The 15,804-nt window shown below is 64.3% G+C and carries 16 protein-coding genes and 1 riboswitch; of the genes, 7 read left to right on the top strand and 9 right to left on the bottom strand.

Annotation, left to right across the window (positions count from 1 at the left end):
- Window positions 1-330: 330 nt before the first annotated feature.
- From gcvPB to gcvT, 4 genes are read right to left on the bottom strand one after another with little or no spacing between them, the layout of a single operon-like run.
- On the bottom strand, window positions 331-1,962 hold the full coding sequence (gene gcvPB, locus Q8P46_06555; protein ID MDP2619823.1) for an aminomethyl-transferring glycine dehydrogenase subunit GcvPB: 1,632 nt from the start codon (window positions 1,960-1,962) through the stop codon (window positions 331-333).
- Entirely contained in the window at window positions 1,959-3,305 is a 1,347-nt protein-coding gene (gcvPA, locus tag Q8P46_06550; GenBank protein ID MDP2619822.1) for an aminomethyl-transferring glycine dehydrogenase subunit GcvPA, read from the bottom strand. Before gcvPA ends, gcvPB begins: the two co-directional genes overlap by 4 nt.
- Window positions 3,306-3,311: 6 nt before the next feature.
- Entirely contained in the window at window positions 3,312-3,686 is a 375-nt protein-coding gene (gene gcvH, locus Q8P46_06545) for a glycine cleavage system protein GcvH (protein MDP2619821.1), read from the bottom strand.
- A 26-nt stretch (window positions 3,687-3,712) separates the two neighbouring features.
- Window positions 3,713-4,876: a glycine cleavage system aminomethyltransferase GcvT gene (gene gcvT, locus Q8P46_06540; GenBank protein ID MDP2619820.1), complete on the bottom strand. Its 1,164-nt coding sequence runs from the start codon at window positions 4,874-4,876 to the stop codon at window positions 3,713-3,715.
- A gap of 167 nt (window positions 4,877-5,043) precedes the next feature.
- Window positions 5,044-5,132, bottom strand: a riboswitch (glycine riboswitch).
- A gap of 361 nt (window positions 5,133-5,493) precedes the next feature.
- On the opposite strand from gcvT, the gene pyrE reads away from it, so the two are divergent.
- From pyrE to Q8P46_06520, 4 genes are all read left to right on the top strand, one after another.
- Window positions 5,494-6,099 carry an orotate phosphoribosyltransferase gene (pyrE, locus tag Q8P46_06535; GenBank protein MDP2619819.1) on the top strand — a complete coding sequence of 202 codons (606 nt, stop codon included), beginning with the start codon at window positions 5,494-5,496 and terminating at the stop codon, window positions 6,097-6,099.
- Complete coding sequence (locus Q8P46_06530; GenBank protein MDP2619818.1) at window positions 6,092-6,481, top strand: hypothetical protein; 390 nt, start codon at window positions 6,092-6,094, stop codon at window positions 6,479-6,481. The genes pyrE and Q8P46_06530 overlap by 8 nt, the downstream gene beginning before the upstream one ends.
- Window positions 6,482-6,696: 215 nt before the next feature.
- Window positions 6,697-7,947: an MFS transporter gene (locus Q8P46_06525; protein ID MDP2619817.1), complete on the top strand. Its 1,251-nt coding sequence runs from the start codon at window positions 6,697-6,699 to the stop codon at window positions 7,945-7,947.
- Window positions 7,948-8,065: 118 nt separating this feature from the next.
- Entirely contained in the window at window positions 8,066-9,553 is a 1,488-nt protein-coding gene (locus tag Q8P46_06520) for a pyridoxal-phosphate dependent enzyme (GenBank protein ID MDP2619816.1), read from the top strand.
- A gap of 38 nt (window positions 9,554-9,591) precedes the next feature.
- On the opposite strand, the gene Q8P46_06515 is transcribed toward Q8P46_06520, so the two are convergent.
- A complete protein-coding gene (locus Q8P46_06515; GenBank protein MDP2619815.1) occupies window positions 9,592-10,227 on the bottom strand; it encodes a hypothetical protein in 636 nt (211 codons plus the stop codon).
- Between the two features lie 161 nt (window positions 10,228-10,388).
- Here Q8P46_06515 and ispH point away from each other — a divergent pair, with 161 nt between their 5' ends.
- The 3 genes from ispH to rnhA are packed head-to-tail and all read left to right on the top strand — an operon-like array spanning window position 10,389 to window position 12,805.
- Window positions 10,389-11,363: a 4-hydroxy-3-methylbut-2-enyl diphosphate reductase gene (gene ispH, locus Q8P46_06510; GenBank protein ID MDP2619814.1), complete on the top strand. Its 975-nt coding sequence runs from the start codon at window positions 10,389-10,391 to the stop codon at window positions 11,361-11,363.
- Between the two features lie 7 nt (window positions 11,364-11,370).
- Window positions 11,371-12,339: a homoserine kinase gene (locus Q8P46_06505; GenBank protein MDP2619813.1), complete on the top strand. Its 969-nt coding sequence runs from the start codon at window positions 11,371-11,373 to the stop codon at window positions 12,337-12,339.
- A complete protein-coding gene (rnhA, locus tag Q8P46_06500; GenBank protein MDP2619812.1) occupies window positions 12,332-12,805 on the top strand; it encodes a ribonuclease HI in 474 nt (157 codons plus the stop codon). The genes Q8P46_06505 and rnhA overlap by 8 nt, the downstream gene beginning before the upstream one ends.
- 317 nt (window positions 12,806-13,122) lie before the next feature.
- Here the strand turns inward: rnhA and Q8P46_06495 are convergent, their stop codons facing one another.
- The 4 genes from Q8P46_06495 to Q8P46_06480 all read right to left on the bottom strand — a co-directional run.
- Entirely contained in the window at window positions 13,123-13,428 is a 306-nt protein-coding gene (locus Q8P46_06495) for an antibiotic biosynthesis monooxygenase (protein ID MDP2619811.1), read from the bottom strand.
- Window positions 13,429-13,910: 482 nt separating this feature from the next.
- The gene (locus Q8P46_06490; protein ID MDP2619810.1) at window positions 13,911-14,843 is read right to left on the bottom strand and encodes a tartrate-resistant acid phosphatase type 5 family protein; all 933 of its coding nucleotides are present in this window, start codon (window positions 14,841-14,843) and stop codon (window positions 13,911-13,913) included.
- A 136-nt stretch (window positions 14,844-14,979) separates the two neighbouring features.
- Window positions 14,980-15,465, bottom strand: a complete 486-nt coding sequence (locus Q8P46_06485) for a redoxin family protein (GenBank protein ID MDP2619809.1) — start codon at window positions 15,463-15,465, stop codon at window positions 14,980-14,982.
- A gap of 44 nt (window positions 15,466-15,509) precedes the next feature.
- Window positions 15,510-15,804 (bottom strand): hypothetical protein (locus Q8P46_06480; GenBank protein MDP2619808.1); only part of this gene is annotated, 295 nt, incomplete at its 5' end.

Here is a 15,804-nt window from a genome sequence, read left to right as displayed (position 1 = left end):
AAATCTGTCGCATCCCCGTCAAAAAACCCCACCAAAGCCTTTGGAGCTGCTGGATATCACCGTGTCGCCGATTGTCAGGCGGCGCCGAAATGGCTAGAGCGGTTCATGGTTATAGGGAACCATTTGACCGGGATGATTTTGCGCCGTGGCCAGGCGCGGCTCGCCGGGCGATGCGGGTCGCATCGGCCAACAGCCGCAACACCGCCACGGCGCAAAAGAACCCGGCCTTCGGTGGGCCAAATCGGCCCACCGGGTTCGTTGCGGCGCTCGCCCGATATCCCGTATCGCGCGTCGCGGCCCACGCCTGCCCGGATGAACCGATTTGGACCATCAAATCGATTCCCTATAACCATGAACCGCTCTAGCCGCCTGTTCCGCGCCCTCGGCCGTCTCGCCCGTCTGCAAAGTCTCAGGCTTCGTCCACCGCAAGACCGGATGGCGGGCAGCCTCGGTCTCGTCGAGGCGCTGGCGCGGCGCGAACCGGGGCGCCTTGGTGAAGCGCTCCGTGTCGCCCGCCTTCGCCGCCATGACGAGATCGCGCAAGGTGGCGATGAACAGATCGAGGCTTGCCTTCGATTCCGATTCGGTCGGCTCGACCAGCATCGCCCCGTGCACCACCAGCGGGAAATACATGGTCATCGGGTGAAAGCCCTCGTCGATCATCGCCTTGGCGAAATCGAGCGTCGCGACGCCGGTATCCTGCAGGAACGCATCGTCGAACAGCACCTCGTGCATGCAGGGATGATCGCCGAAGGGCAGGCTCATCACGTCGCAAAGGCACGCGCGCACATAGTTGGCGGCGAGCACGGCGTCTTCGGACGCCTGGCGCAAGCCGTCGGCGCCGTGCGACTTCATGTAGGCAAGCGCGCGCACGAACATGCCCATCTGGCCGTGGAAGGCGGTCATGCGGCCGAAGGACCGGGTGCCCTCCGCGCCCGCCTCGGCGGCCGCCGCGCGGCGCTCGACCAGCCGGTAGCCCGAGCCGTCCTTGACGACGAAGGGCACCGGCACGAAGGGGGCCAGCGCCGCGGAGAAGACCACCGGGCCAGAGCCCGGCCCGCCGCCGCCATGCGGCGTGGAAAAGGTCTTGTGCAGGTTGATGTGCATGGCGTCGACGCCGAGGTCGCCGGGCCGCGTCTTGCCGAGGATGGCGTTGAGGTTGGCGCCATCGCAATAGAAATAGGCGCCGGCCTCGTGCACCGCCTCGGCGATCTCGACGATGTCGGGCTCGAACAGGCCGCAGGTGTTGGGGTTGGTCAGCATGATCGCGGCGACGTCCCCCGACAGGCGCTCGCGCACCGCCTCCGCCGCGACAGTGCCGTCGGCCCGCGCCGGTATCGTCGCCACCTCGTAGCCGAGCAGCGCCGCGGTCGCCGGGTTGGTGCCATGGGCGGATTCCGGCACCAGCACGATACTGCGGGGATCGCCGCGGGCATCGAGCGCCGCCTTGATCGCCATCATGCCGCAAAGCTCGCCATGGGCGCCGGCCCTGGGCGATATGGCGAGAACCGGCATCCCGGTCAGCTCCCTGAGCCAGTTGCCGAGCCGGTCGATCAGCTCAAGCGCGCCCTGGACCGTGCTTTGCGGCTGCAAGGGATGGATGTCGGCAAAGCCCGGAAGCCGCGCCAGTTTCTCGTTGAGGCGCGGATTATGCTTCATGGTGCAGGAGCCGAGCGGGTAGATGCCGACATCGATGGCGTAGTTCTTCTGCGACAGGCGCACATAATGGCGCATCGCCTCGGGCTCCGAGAGGCCGGCAAGGCCGATCTCGCCGGTTCGCGCAAGCCCGCCGAGTCTGTCCTTTACGGGCGCCGGCGCGTCGAAATCGACGCCGCTCTGATCGACGCGGCCGATTTCGAACAAAAGCGGCTCTTCGATCTGCAGGGCGCGGTTGCCGGTGAAGGTGGCGCGGGCTCCAAGAGTTCCTGGCCGCGGCCGGTTCGGGCCTGTCTCCTTGTTCATTTCAGCACCTCGCGGAGCGCCGCCGCATACGCGTCGCGGTCGGCATCCGAGTTGGTCTCGGTGGCGGCGACGATGACAAGATCGGCAAGATCGTCGCGTTCCGGCTCCAGCCGCGACACGGGCACGCCGCCGATGACGCCCCGTTCGGCCAGCCGTTCGACGATCTCGGCGCCGTCGCCGGGAAGACGGACGGTGAATTCGTTGAAGAAGGCAGGGGTGACGATCTTAACGCCCTTGACGGCGGCAAGCGCTTTGGCGAGCCGAACCGCATTGGCGTGGTTGATTTGCGCAAGGCGCTTGAGGCCCTGGTCGCCGAGCAGCGCCAGATGGATCGAAAAGGCGAGCGCGCAAAGGCCGGAATTGGTGCAGATGTTGGAGGTCGCCCTTTCGCGGCGGATATGCTGCTCGCGGGTCGAAAGCGTCAGCACATAGCCGCGCCTTCCTTCCGCATCGACCGTCTCGCCGGCAAGCCTTCCGGGCATCTGCCGGACATATTTCTGCCGCGTTGCGAACAGGCCGAGATAGGGTCCGCCGAAGTTGAGCGCGTTGCCGAGCGACTGGCCCTCGGCGGCGACGATGTCGGCGCCCATCTCGCCGGGGGACTTGACTGCGCCGAGCGAGACGATCTCGGTGACGACGGCAACGAGGAGCGCGCCCTTCTCGTGCGCGGCAACGGCAAGCGGCGCAAGGTCGACTAGGTTGCCATAGACGCCCGGGGTCTGGACGACGATGCAGGCCGTATTCTCATCGATCCGGCCTGCGATATCCTCCTTGCCCAGCGGGTCGGCCGGAAGCGCCTCGACCTCGTGGTCGGCGAAGCGGCACACATTCTCGACCACCGAGCGATAATGCGGGTGCAGGCCGCCGGAGACGACCGCCTTGCCGCGCCGGGTCACGCGCTCGGCCATCAGCACCGCCTCGCCGCAACCGGTCGAGCCGTCATACATGGAGGCGTTGGCGACCTCCATGCCGGTCAACAGCACGACCTGGGTCTGGAACTCGAACAGCGCCTGCAGGGTGCCCTGCGATATTTCCGGCTGATAGGGGGTGTAGGAGGTCAGGAACTCCGAGCGCTGGACGAGATGGTCGACGGTTGCCGGGACATGGTGCCGGTAGGCGCCGGCGCCGACGAAGAAAGGTACCGAACCCGCCGGCACGTTCTTCGCCGCAAGCGCCGAAAGCGCCCGCTCCACCTCGGGCTCGCTCATATGGGTGGGCAGGTCGAGCGGCATGCCGAGAAGCTTGTCCTTGGGCACGCCGGCGAACAGGGCATCGATCGCATCGACGCCGATGCGTTGCAGCATCGCCTCGCGGTCGGCGTCAGACAAGGGCAGGTAGCGCATCGTTCTTCAAAGCTCCGCGAGATAGGTCTTGTAGTCGGCCTCGGTCATCAGCACGCCGACCTCGCTCTCCTTGCCGATCCTGAGCTTGAAGATCCAGCCCGCGCCTTCGGCGTCCGCGTTCACCTGGGCCGGGCTATCGGCGAGCGCGCTATTGACCTCGACGACCTCGCCCGAAAGCGGCGAATAGACTTCGCTTGCCGCCTTGACCGATTCGACCACGGCAGCGTCATCGCCCCTGGCGAACTTTCTGCCGATGTCGGGCAGCTCCACATAGACGACGTCGCCGAGCTGCTCCTGGGCATATTCGGAAATGCCGACGGTGGCGATGTCGCCCTCGACGCGGGCATATTCGTGGTCCTTGGTGTAACGCGATTTGGCCATGTTCATCCTCGTCTACGCTTGTCTTTTCAATTGCCCTTGGGTTTGCGCAAATAGCGGTGCGGCACGAACGGCATCTCGGCGATGCGGGCCGGCCGCGTGACCTCGCGTACGACAACGCCGATCGCAGCGCCGATAACGGCATGGCCGGCGGCGACATAGCCCATGGCGACCGGCCCGCCGAAGGTCGGCCCGAAGCCGCCGCTGGTGATCTGTCCGATCGGCTCGCCGTCCTTGGCGACGATCTCGGTGCCCTCGCGCGCCGGCGCCCGGCCGTCGGGCAGGATGCCGACGCGCAGGCGCGATGGGCCTTGCGCAAGCTCGCGCAGCACGCGGGTCGCGCCAGGAAAACCGCCCTCCTCGCGGCGACGCTTGCCGATCGACCAGGAAAGGTTCGCCTCGACCGGCGAGGTCGTCTCGTCGAGGTCGTTGCCATAAAGGCACAGCCCCGCCTCGAGCCGCAGCGAATCGCGGGCGCCGAGGCCGACCGGCGCCACGTCGGAATGGCCGAGAAGCGTGCGTGCCACTTGCGCCACCGCCTCGGCGGAAAGCGAAATCTCGAAGCCGTCCTCGCCGGTATAGCCGGAGCGGCTGACGTGACAGTCGATGCCGTCGAATTCGGCGCTGGTGGCGGTCATGAAGGCGATCTCGACGGCCTTCGGACAGCGTTCGGCGATGATGTCCGCGGCCATCGGCCCCTGCAGGGCGATTAGGGCGCGGTCTTCGGCAACCGTCAGCCTGACGCCGTCCGGCAGCCGCGCGCCGATATGGGCAAAGTCGACCGCCTTGCGGGCGGCGTTGACGATCAGCATCAGCCGGCCGTCGTCCCCGGCCGCCGCCGATCGGGTCACCATCAGATCGTCGATGATGCCGCCGTCGTCGTTGAGAAGCTGGGTGTAGCGCTGCCGGCCGGGCGCCAGCCGCATGATATCGCCGGGCACCAGGGACTCGAGTGCCGCGGCGGTCGTCTCGTGGTCCGGGCCGACCAGAAACGCCTGCCCCATATGGGAGACGTCGAACAGGCCGGCCTTGTCGCGGGTGTGCAGATGCTCGCCGAGGACGCCCATCGGGTATTGCACCGGCATCTCATAACCGGCGAACGGCACCATCTTGGCGCCGAGCTCAAGATGCAGATCGTAAAGGGGCGTGCGGGCCAGCGCCGTGCCGAAGGGAGGTTGGGCGGCTTCCACCATATCGTCCAGGCCCCAATGCGACAATTGCCGGCCGCCGGGACGCAACGATCCCGACGGGCCCCATCTGTCGCACGACCTGAGAGATTTCGCTTGAACGCCAAGGCGCCCAGGCTTTAACCCCTTCGGTGAGCCGCCCGCGAGCGGCGCGCGGCTGCTTTCCAGAGTTGCATCCCCCTGCGGTCCTTTTGCCTGAGAGTTTCCGGGGCGGTTGCTCCTTCGGCGCCGGCGTTAGGCCGGTCTCTCCCGCAGGGTTCGTCTGCTGCTTACGCCGGCACCCGCCGACGCGAAACGTGGCCACATGATAAGGCCGAAGGGTGCGGTGTCAACGGGGAGCGGAAGACGGGACTAATAGCCGCGGACATCTACTGGCTGACGTCGCGTGCCGGCGCTTCCCTGTAATTGACGGCGGCCTGACTTGGGTCACAATGTGGCAGGAGTGAACTTCCCAATCCTCGGCGAGCGCATACTCTGTGGGGTTGTCGAGATGACTGCAACCGTATAGTTCATTGCGTCGAAGGGCCATCCACAGGAACCAATATGTCGTGGCAGCTTGAAGTGGCATATACTAATTTTGGTCAGATTGCGCTGATTCGTGCGCCAATTGAGAAGGGGGCGCCATGACTTTAACCATGGCACGTGAGTCGTACCAAAAGGAAGCGGTACGGGCGTTTGACAGCCATGATTCGCGACTTGTGAGGCTGCGCGAAATAATCAAGCGAGAATCGTATCAGGAAGGTCGCTTCACGCTCACGTCCGGGCGGATAAGCGACTATTTCTTTCAACTTCGCCAAACCACGATGCATCCGGAAGGTGCCAGCCTGATTGGCGATCTCCTCGTCGATTTTATGCGCAAAGAGAACATCCATTGCATTGGCGGGTTGGAACTTGGTGCGGTCCCCGTTGTCTCGGCCGCTGTTATTATGAGCTTTCAACAGGGGTACGACCTCAAAGCGTTCTTTGTGAGAAAAGAACACAAGAAGCATGGGGCCAAGGAACTGATTGATGGTCATATCCAGAGTGGGGCCGAAGTGCTCATCGTTGACGATGTGACGACGACTGGTGGTTCCATTCTCCGTGCTATCGACTCTATTGCTGACAAGCAATGTAAGATAACCAAGGCGCTTTCGATTGTTGACCGTGAAGAGGGCGCACCATTGCACTTATCCGAGCGTAATATCATCCTTTACTCATTGTTCACGCGGAGCGACTTCAGGGGTGGCTGACCGGCCAACCGTTTCTCACGTCGCGAACGAACAGCTAAGAGAGAAATATTCGGAGCTCAGAGCCAGCGGCTATCTGGGTGGAGCAATGTTCTTTCACGAGTTGGAACGGCTTGCGTGGACATCGTTCGACGCCGAAAGTTCCGACCGGCGTCTCATCTGCTTTGTCCTGGCGTCCGTGTTTGACGGCTTGGCCAAGCGCCAGGAATTGGCCGGCGCGGTGACCGCCGACTTTTGCGCACGTCTGCACGATGTGCTCGATCAGCCGATCATCGAATGCATAGATATCTTGGCCAGCCGAAGCGGAACGCCAAATCGGCTGGAGGCGGCTTTTCGACTGATTGATGCGTATGCCCGAGCGCGAGGTCTGGACCCAGCTCGGTAATCAGTCAGTCCTGATTCCCTCGCCGCCCCTGTCCTGATGAGGGCGCCGCTCCCACGCACAGCGGCGGATTGACGCAGGCCCGTAAATCGCCAAAATGCGCGGCCTCCATCCGTCGGCCGGATTGGCATGCCGGCCGCGCGGTGGGGGCGTTTCAACGTTCGACCATGGGCTAAGCGCGGTTGCCCGGCGACGGCGGTCGACACCGGGGGAGGCTGATGACGGGTCCGCAAGCGGTAAGTTCGGCCGACGGAAGATACGGCTGGCTGTTCGTCTTCATCACCTTCATGCTGACCGGGCTCGGCTTCGGCGGCGTGGCGATGGTGGCGATCATGCTCAAGCCGCTGGAGGCCGAATTCGGCTGGCAACGCGGCGAGATTTCGCTGGCCTACACCGTCGTCACCGTGTCGACGGCGCTCGCCGGCGTCGGCTTCGGCCGGCTTTCCGACCGCTACGGCCCGCGGCTTCCGGCGATCTTCGGGGCGGTCGTCATCGCCGCAAGCCTGGTGCTGCTGTCGCGGCTGACGGGCCTGTGGCAGCTCTATCTCGGCTATATCCTGTTCGGCGCGTTCGGCTTCGGCGCCTTCTCGGTTCCCCTCACCGCCGCGCTGACCAACTGGTTCACCGCCAACCGCGGCCTTGCCCTCGGCATCGCCACCGCCGGCGGCGCCGTCGGCCAGGGCGTGGTGCCGTTCATCGCCCGGGCGCTGATCACCGATTTCGGCTGGCGCGCCAGCTATCTCTATCTCGGCATCGCCTATCTCGTCGTCGCCCTGCCGCTCGCCTTTCTGGTGCGAAATCCCAGGCACCCCGCGGCCGGCTCCCCCTGTGCGGCCGCGGCGGTTGCGGCGGCGCGGGCGGACGAGGACGGTCTCATCCTCGATTACCGTGAAGCGCTGACGTGGATCTGCACGGCGGTCGTCTTCTGCTGCATCTGCATGTCGGTGCCGCTGATGCACGCCGCGGCGCTGGCGAGCGACGCGGGCCTTGGGCCCCAGCAATCCGCGGCGGTGCTGGCGATCCTGATGCTCGCGGGAGCGGTCGGCAGGATCGCGATCGGCCGCATCGCCGACCGGGTCGGCGCGCTCAACGCCTACATGCTGGCCTCCTTCTGGCAGACCGCGGTCGCCTATTGGTTCGTGACCGCCGACGGGCCCATCAGCTTCTACCTGCTGGCGGCCGCTTTCGGCTTCGGCTTTGGCGGCGTCATGACCTGCTTCCTCCTGACCATCCGTGCGCTGGTCCCCGGCCGGATCGCCGGCTCCTCCATGGGGCTCGTCGTCCTGTTCGGCTGGGTCGGCATGGGGCTCGGGGCCTATTTCGGCGGGCTCTTCTTCGACTGGACAGGCGACTATCGGGCCTCCTTCGCCATGGCCGCCATTGCCGGCGTAGTCAATCTTGCGATCCTGTCGTCGCTGACCGTCAGGCTACGCGGCGCGACAACCGCCAGGGCGGCGGCCCTCGGCTGAAGGAACCGCCTTCGAAGCCCCAACTAATTACCGCGAACAACAGCTTGCAGGAGCGATATTTTTGCGTTCTTCTTTGGAATGCTTTCGCTTCAAAACCGATTGAAGGAGGCAAGCATCAGTGGGCAGACGATACGCCAATATTCTCGAGACGGTCGGGCGCACGCCGGTGGTCAGGATCGAGCGGCTCGGCCCGCCCGGCGTCGAGCTTTACGCCAAACTTGAAGCCTTCAACCCGATGGGCTCGGTCAAGGACCGGCTGGCTCTCGGCATCATCGAGGCGGCCGAGCGCGACGGTACCCTCAAGCCCGGCCAGACGGTGGTCGAGGCGACCAGCGGCAACACCGGCATCGGCCTTGCCATGGTCTGCGCGCGCAAGGGCTACCCGCTCGTTGTCACCATGGCCGAGAATTTCAGCGTCGAGCGGCGCAAGCTGATGCGCTTCCTCGGCGCCAAGGTGGTGCTGACGCCGGCCGCGGAGAAGGGCACCGGCATGCTGGCCAAGGCGGCGGAGCTTGCCGAGACCCATGGCTGGTTCCTGTGCCGCCAGTTCGAGAACGAGGCGAACCCGGATTTTCATTCCAAGACCACGGCACCGGAGATCCTCGAGGATTTCAAGGATAAAGGGCTCGACTATTGGGTCACCGGCGCCGGCACGGCGGGAACGCTCAAGGGCGTTGCCAGGGTGTTGCGGAAGGAAAGCTCGAAGACGAAGATCATCGTCTGCGAGCCCGACAATTCTCCGCTGTTCGGCAGCGGCATCCGCCAGAAGCGGGCGGCCGACGGGCAGCCTGCCGAAAGTCACCCCTTTTTCCGCCCGCACCTGATGCAGGGCTGGACGCCTGATTTCATACCGAAGCTGGGCGAAGACGCGGTCGACGCCGGCCTGATCGACGAGGTCCTGCCGATCAAGGGGGCCGACGCGCTCAGGCTGTCGCGGGAGCTGGCGCGGAAGGAGGGCATCTTTACCGGCATTACCGGCGGCGCGACATTGGCGGGCGCGCTTGAGATCTGCGCCCGGGCGCCGCAAGGCTCGACCGTGCTGTGCATGCTGCCGGACACCGGCGAGCGCTATCTGTCGACGCCGCTGTTCGAGGACATCCCGGCGGACATGACCGAGGAGGAGATCGATATCGCGCAGTCCACCCCGCGCTACCGGTTCGACATTACCTCGGTGCCGGCGGCGCAACCGGACGCCGAACCGGCCCCGCTCGACCCCAGGGCCCAGGCCTTCGTCTCCGAGGTGCTCGGCGACTCAGACCAGCCGGTCGTCCTGTTCGCGCTCGAATGGTGCGAATTCTGCTGGTCGGTGCGCAAGCTCTTTGGCGCCTTCGACATCCCCTACCGGTCCGTCGATCTCGATTCGGCGGAGTATCAGAAGGACAATTGGGGCGGGCAGATCCGCAGCGTGCTCAAGGCCCGGCTCAACACCCCCACCATTCCGCAGATCTTCATCGGCGGCGAGCACCTCGGCGGCTGTTCGGAGACATTCGATGCCTTCAATGACGGCCGGCTGCAGAAGCTTCTTGAGGAAAACGGCGTCACCATTCAGCAGAGCAAAGAGGTCGACGCCTATTCGTTCCTTCCCGGATGGCTGCATCCGCGATAGCCGCCGCGCGCAGGCCGCAAGCCGTTACCGGTCCCCGCCTATCTCGTGCTGGCGAGCGGATCGGTTGCCTCGTCTTCCTTCTCGAAGCCGATATAGACGCGGAAATCCTCCAGCTTCTCGCCGAAGCGCGGCTGGTAGACGAGGTCGTCGGTGACCTGGGCGAAGAATTGCGAACCTGATTCGGGCGGAACAGTCACCTGGATCTTATAGGTTTTGCTCCAGACGACTTGGTCGCCCTTGCCGGCCAACTCGGCGCGCACCGGCAGCGTCACCTCGCCGGGGCCGCCGGCCGGGCCGACCAGCACGCGGCCGGCGAAGCCGAGCTTGATTGCGAAATAGTCCGACTGGAAGTCGCATTGGCGCGCGAATTTGTTGATCACCGCCTGATAGCGGACATTCTTCGGGTCGCGCAGTTCCTTGGCGGCGTAAATATCGTAATACACCGCATCTTGGCGTGCCTCGATCTCGGGGCAGACCAGCACCTCCTCTTCCTCGCCGCGCGGCGCCGAGCTTGGAGGCTGGCTGCCTGCGCCGGTCAGAAAGGCATAGAGCGCGGCGTTGGAATCGCGGAAATCCTGGAGTGGCGTCGCATCGCCGCAAGCAACCACCATGAGCAGCATCACCACGGCCGACAAGAGCCTCGGCCCGGATCCAACCTCGACTTGTACCTTCATCGATTGACGCCGTCTTCGCAAACTTCGGCTCCCCGCGGCGACTTATACCAGTCCCAATTCGCCTTGCCCACCACCTGGGTAAGGCTTCGCGCCCTTGACAGGCCTCGGCCGCCTACCTCTATTAGCTGAGAATTGGACGCAGACGTGCGAGCGCTCCGGCGATGACCGAAACGACGGCGAAAAAGCCCCCGCTGAAGCTTTTTCTTTGCGCCCCGCGCGGTTTTTGCGCTGGCGTGGACCGGGCCATCGAGATCGTCGAGCTGGCGCTGGAGAAATACGGCGCGCCGGTCTATGTGCGCCACGAGATCGTCCACAACCGCTATGTGGTCGAGAGCCTCGCGCGCAAGGGCGCCGTCTTCGTCGACGAGCTCGACGAGATACCCGATACGGATGCGCCGGTGATCTTTTCCGCCCACGGGGTAGCGCGGGCGGTGACGGAAGCCGCCAAGGCGCGCAACCTGTTCGCCATCGACGCCACCTGCCCGCTGGTCACCAAGGTGCATGTTGAGGGTCGCCATCATCACGACCGCGGCAACGAGATCGTGCTCGTCGGCCATGCCGACCATCCCGAGGTCGTCGGCACCATGGGCCAGCTTCCACGCGGCGCGGCAACCCTTGTCGAGACGGTGGCCGACGCCCGCGCCTTCGAGCCCAAGGACCCCGCACGGCTTGCCTATCTCACGCAGACGACGCTGTCGGTCGACGACACAGCCGAGATCGTGGCGGTGCCGACAGAGCGCTTTCCGGCGCTCCTGACGGCGCCGCAGGACGATATCTGCTACGCCACCCCCAACCGCCAGGAGGCGGTCACGCGCATCGCGCCGCGGTGCGATGCGATGATCGTCGTCGGCGCGCCGAACAGCTCCAATTCGCAGCGACTGAAGGAGGTCGCGGCGCGTGCCGGCTGCCGCAAGGCGATGCTGATCCAACGCGCCCAGGACATCGACTGGGCCGAAATGCAGGGCATCGGCAGCGTCGGCATCACCGCCGGGGCTTCCGCACCGGAGATCCTCGTCACCGAGCTCGTCGAGGCCTTCAGGCAGCGTTTCGACGTCGAGGTCGAGACCGCCAAGGCGGTCGAGGAGCGGGTGCGCTTCAACCTGCCGCGCGAATTGAGACCGGTCCCCGCGGCGTAGTCGGTCGATGGCGGTCTATACGGAAATCCCCGACGGCGAGCTTTCAGCCTTCATCGCCGAATATGATATCGGCGCCCTGAAGTCGGCCAAGGGCATCGCCGAAGGGGTCGAGAACTCGAACTATCTCCTGCATGCCGGCGCCGGAACGTACATTCTGACGCTCTACGAAAAGCGCGTTCAGCCCGAGGACCTGCCCTTCTTTCTCGGCCTGATGCAGCATCTCTCGAAAAAGGGAGTGAACTGCCCGCTGCCGGTCGCTGACCGCAAGGGCCGGACCCTCAAAAGCCTTGCAGGCAGGCCGGCGGCCCTCGTCACCTTTCTCGAGGGCATGTGGATTCGCCGCCCGACGCCCGACCATTGCGGCGCGCTGGGACGGGCAATGGCCGAGATGCATCTTGCCGCCCGCGGTTTCGACATGCGGCGGGAGAATGCCCTTTCGGTCGGCGGCTGGAGGCCGCTGTTTGAGAAGGCGCGGGCCGATGCCGACAGCGTCGCCACGGGTCTTGCGGACGAAATCGACGGCGAATTCGCGCATCTTGAGCGCAACTGGCCGAAGGCGCTCGTCGAAGGCATCATCCACGCCGACCTGTTCCCGGACAATGTGTTCTTCCTCGGCAACAAGGTCTCCGGCATCATCGACTTCTATTTCGCCTGCAACGACACTCTCGCCTACGACATCGCCATCTGCATCAACGCTTGGTGCTTTGAGGCCGACAATTCGTTCAACATCACCAAGGCGCGGGCATTGTTGAGCGGCTACAGCGCGGTGCGGCGGCTGGAGCCCGATGAATTCGATGCCTTGCCGTTGCTCGCGCGCGGCGCTGCGCTGCGCTTTCTATTGACGCGGCTTTATGACTGGCTGAACACCGCGGAGGGCGCGCTGGTCAAGCCCAAGGACCCGCGCGAATATCTGCGCCGGCTGCGTTTCCACAGGTCGGTGGCCAGCGCCCGGGAATACGGCCTTGACCATGCCTAGCGCCGGGACCAAGCCGCAGCGGGTGGCGATCTATACCGACGGCGCCTGCTCCGGCAATCCGGGGCCCGGCGGCTGGGGCGCGCTGATGATCTACAACCACAACAGCAAGGAGATTTCCGGGGGCGAGGCCCTGACCACCAACAACCGCATGGAGCTGACCGCGGCGATCATGGCCCTGGAGGCCTTGAAGTGGCCCTGCGCGGCCGACCTTTATACCGATTCCGCCTATCTGCGCCACGGCATCACCGGCTGGATCAAGCGCTGGCGCAGAAACGGCTGGCGAACGGCGCAGAAAAAGCCGGTGCTCAACGCCGAACTCTGGCAGCGGCTCGACGCCGCGCGCGAGCGCCACGAGGTCAAGTGGCACTGGGTCAAGGCGCATGCCGGGCACAAGGAGAACGAGCGCGCCGACGAGCTCGCCCGCGCCGGCATGGCGCCTTATCTCAAGCGGCGCGGCGGGAGCTGAGGCCCATTCCAACTTCCGTGTTTGGGAGTGGTCCGGACATTGCAGCCGGCCTCACAAATGTCACTGAAGTGCCAACAGCGGAAGTCGCAAGCGTCTTTGCGGCAGCTGCCGTTTGTGTCGCTGCGGACGAAAACCACGTCCCCGTGAGCGAAGCGGTTATCGACAGCTTAATCGACGACGCCGTTCACATCGAACCGCGAGCGACCGGCGCGCTCAACCATCAGTGTCACTGGCGGTCGCCGTGGCCGCTTACCCATAGGGAAAGCCTCGGCCACCGCGGTCGGGGCTTTCTTCGTGCGAGCGAAATGGCTGAGGTGTTACTTCCCCCCAACGATTTCCACGACCGCCTCACCTGACACAGGATCCGTCACACCGAGTCCTCCGCCGAGGTCTTCAAGCATGTCTCGGAAGGCATCCAGCGATTTGATCATTTTCGGACGCGCCGCAACGATTGCGTCCATGCTGTCCCATTCGCCAATTATGCAATAGGACCGGTCGCCGGTCTTGATTACGGCCAATTTTCTCATGCCAGAATGATCTCGCTCTATATTCCGAATGGCCTGTTCAAAGTCCTTTTCGCGTCCAGGCTTAACGCGATTGCGAACGACGTTGTATGCAGTCATGGCAAATCTCCCTATCGAACGACGCTCAAATCCCCTCGGGAGCCACAGTAGGCCGAACCGAGCCGGTGCGGTCAAGCTGGCCTCAGAAACGAGACTGCCAAGCCGAGCGGATATCGCCGCTCTGGTCGGCTCTTGACGCCTGACGACCCTAGCGGATTACGGAGACAGCGGATTACGGTGACACGGATTACGGGATTACGGATTACGCGAGATTACGCAGATTACGGTGACAGATTACGGTGACAGTGCATTTAGATTACGGTGACAGTGCATTTAATTAATCAGATTACGGTGACAGTGCATTTAATTAATCAGACGGGCTGTGGCGGGAATAATTAAGTGCACTGTCACCGTAATGTAATGGGGGAATAATTAAATGCACTGTCACCGTAATCTGTCACCGTAATCGTAATCGGTAATCGCGACCGTAATCGCCCGGGCCTCATGCCGCGGCCGCAAGAAAAGGCTTCGGGGCATCCGTTTCAAACGGGGATTTCCGCAGCGTGCAATGCGTTACCGCCGGTATCGAGGATACTCAGCGACATCTTCGCGGGCGTCAAGCGGATACTCAGGAAACCGAGCTTCGCGGCCGCAAACAGCGTGCCCGCGATATTGCCTGACCGCCGTGCGCTCGCGCCGGCGCCGGACGTCAGATAGTGAACGCCGCCAAAGACGATGTGCTGCAGGTCGTGATCGTGGCCGTTGAGATAGACCTGGACCTTGTGGCGGTCGAGAAGGGGCTTCAGGCGCGCGACCAAGCCCGGCGTATTGCCGTGCATACCGCCGGAGAAGACGGGGTGATGTCCGACAACGATCCGCCATCGCGCCGGGCTTGTCGCAAGCGCACGATCGAGCCAGTAGAGCTGATCCGGATCAGTCATCGACGGCGCCTGAACGCCGTTCAGCTTGGCAAGGGGCGTAGTGTCGAGAAAAAAGAACTCCGCCGTCTTGCCGTCGGCGAGCGGCTCGCTGTGACTGTAGAACCGGCTCGGCATGCGCCAGCGCGAATCCAGTTTCCCGTATTCGATTTCGGCACTCGGATTTCCGAGATGGTCGTGATTGCCCAGCACCGCATACCAAGGGCAGTCGAGAGCCGGGCTGCCGTACACATTCTGGAACGCCGACAGCCAGCGCTCATCGGTCGTACTCGTGACGCCGCGAGGGTAGAAATTGTCGCCCACGGAGATGATAAAGCGCGGCGGCATTCTTTTCGCCGCCTCTGCCATGGCGGCGGCGACTTTGGCCTGCCCCTCGTTGGCTTTGCCCCAATCGCCAAGAACGAAGAATGGAAGCTCTTCGGTTGGATCGGCCGCAAGCGCGCGAAGCGGCGTGGCGAGCGCCACGGCGGACGCCGCGCCGAGGCGGAGCAGTTGCCGGCGTGACAGCGCGAATTCCAGCTTCGTGGGATCGTCCACGACCCTTGAGCTCCCTCACGTCCTTGGTGCCGAGAATTATAGCGCGGACTTGCGGTCACGGTTGAACGGATTTGGACCATCAAATTGATCCCCTATAACCATGAACCGCTCTAGAACGGAATTCGCTCCAGGCCCGTCAGATCTGCTCGAGCAGGCGCTCGGCGCCGGTGTCGCCGACCTTGCCGGGCGTTCCCTCGACATTGAGGACCTTGACGACCCCATCCTCGACCAGCATGGAAAAGCGCGTCGCGCGCAGGCCCATGCCGGCAGGAGAACGATCGCTTTCGAGGCCCAGCAGCTTGACATAGTCGGCGTTGCCGTCGGCGAGGAAATCGATCTTGCCGGCCGCCCCCGTCGCCGCCGCCCACGCCTTCAGAACATGGACATCGTTGACCGCAAGGCAGGCGACCTTGTCGACGCCCTTGGCCTTCAGCGCGTCGAAGAGGGCGAGGAAGCCCGGCAGATGGTTGGCATGGCAGGTCGGGGTGAAGGCGCCCGGAACCCCGAACAGCGCTACCTTGGCGCCGCCGAAATAATCGGCGACGGTGACGTCGACCGGCCCCTCCGCGCCCACGGTCCTGAACTTTCCCGCAGGCAGGCGGTCGCCTACTTTGATGGCCATGAAATCGAACCTCGCTTCGGATAAATCTCAACCGGGAGCGGAGATTAGCGCAAGGTCCATTCCTGCTCCACCGCGTCGATCGCGTTGATGATCGTCAACCGCAACTTTTCGCCGCGCAGGGCGGCGGACTTGGGCAATCCGTCCAGCGCAATCTCATACGCGATCTCCCGCGTGGCGCCGTACTCGCGTTCGCGGCCCGGCTCGGGCAGCGGCAGATACCAGCTTGCCGGTCCCTCGACGAAGAGGTCGGCGTCCTCCGCGCCTTGCGGCTGGGCGACGGTGACGGCGATCCGCCGCGCCTTGCCTTCGACCTCGACCGTGAGGCCGACGACCCGGGGA

Source organism: Hyphomicrobiales bacterium (assembly GCA_030688605.1).
Taxonomy (GTDB): Bacteria; Pseudomonadota; Alphaproteobacteria; order Rhizobiales; family NORP267; genus JAUYJB01.
Note: the sequence above shows the minus strand (reverse complement) of the source record. Positions and strands in the feature narration are given on the sequence as shown.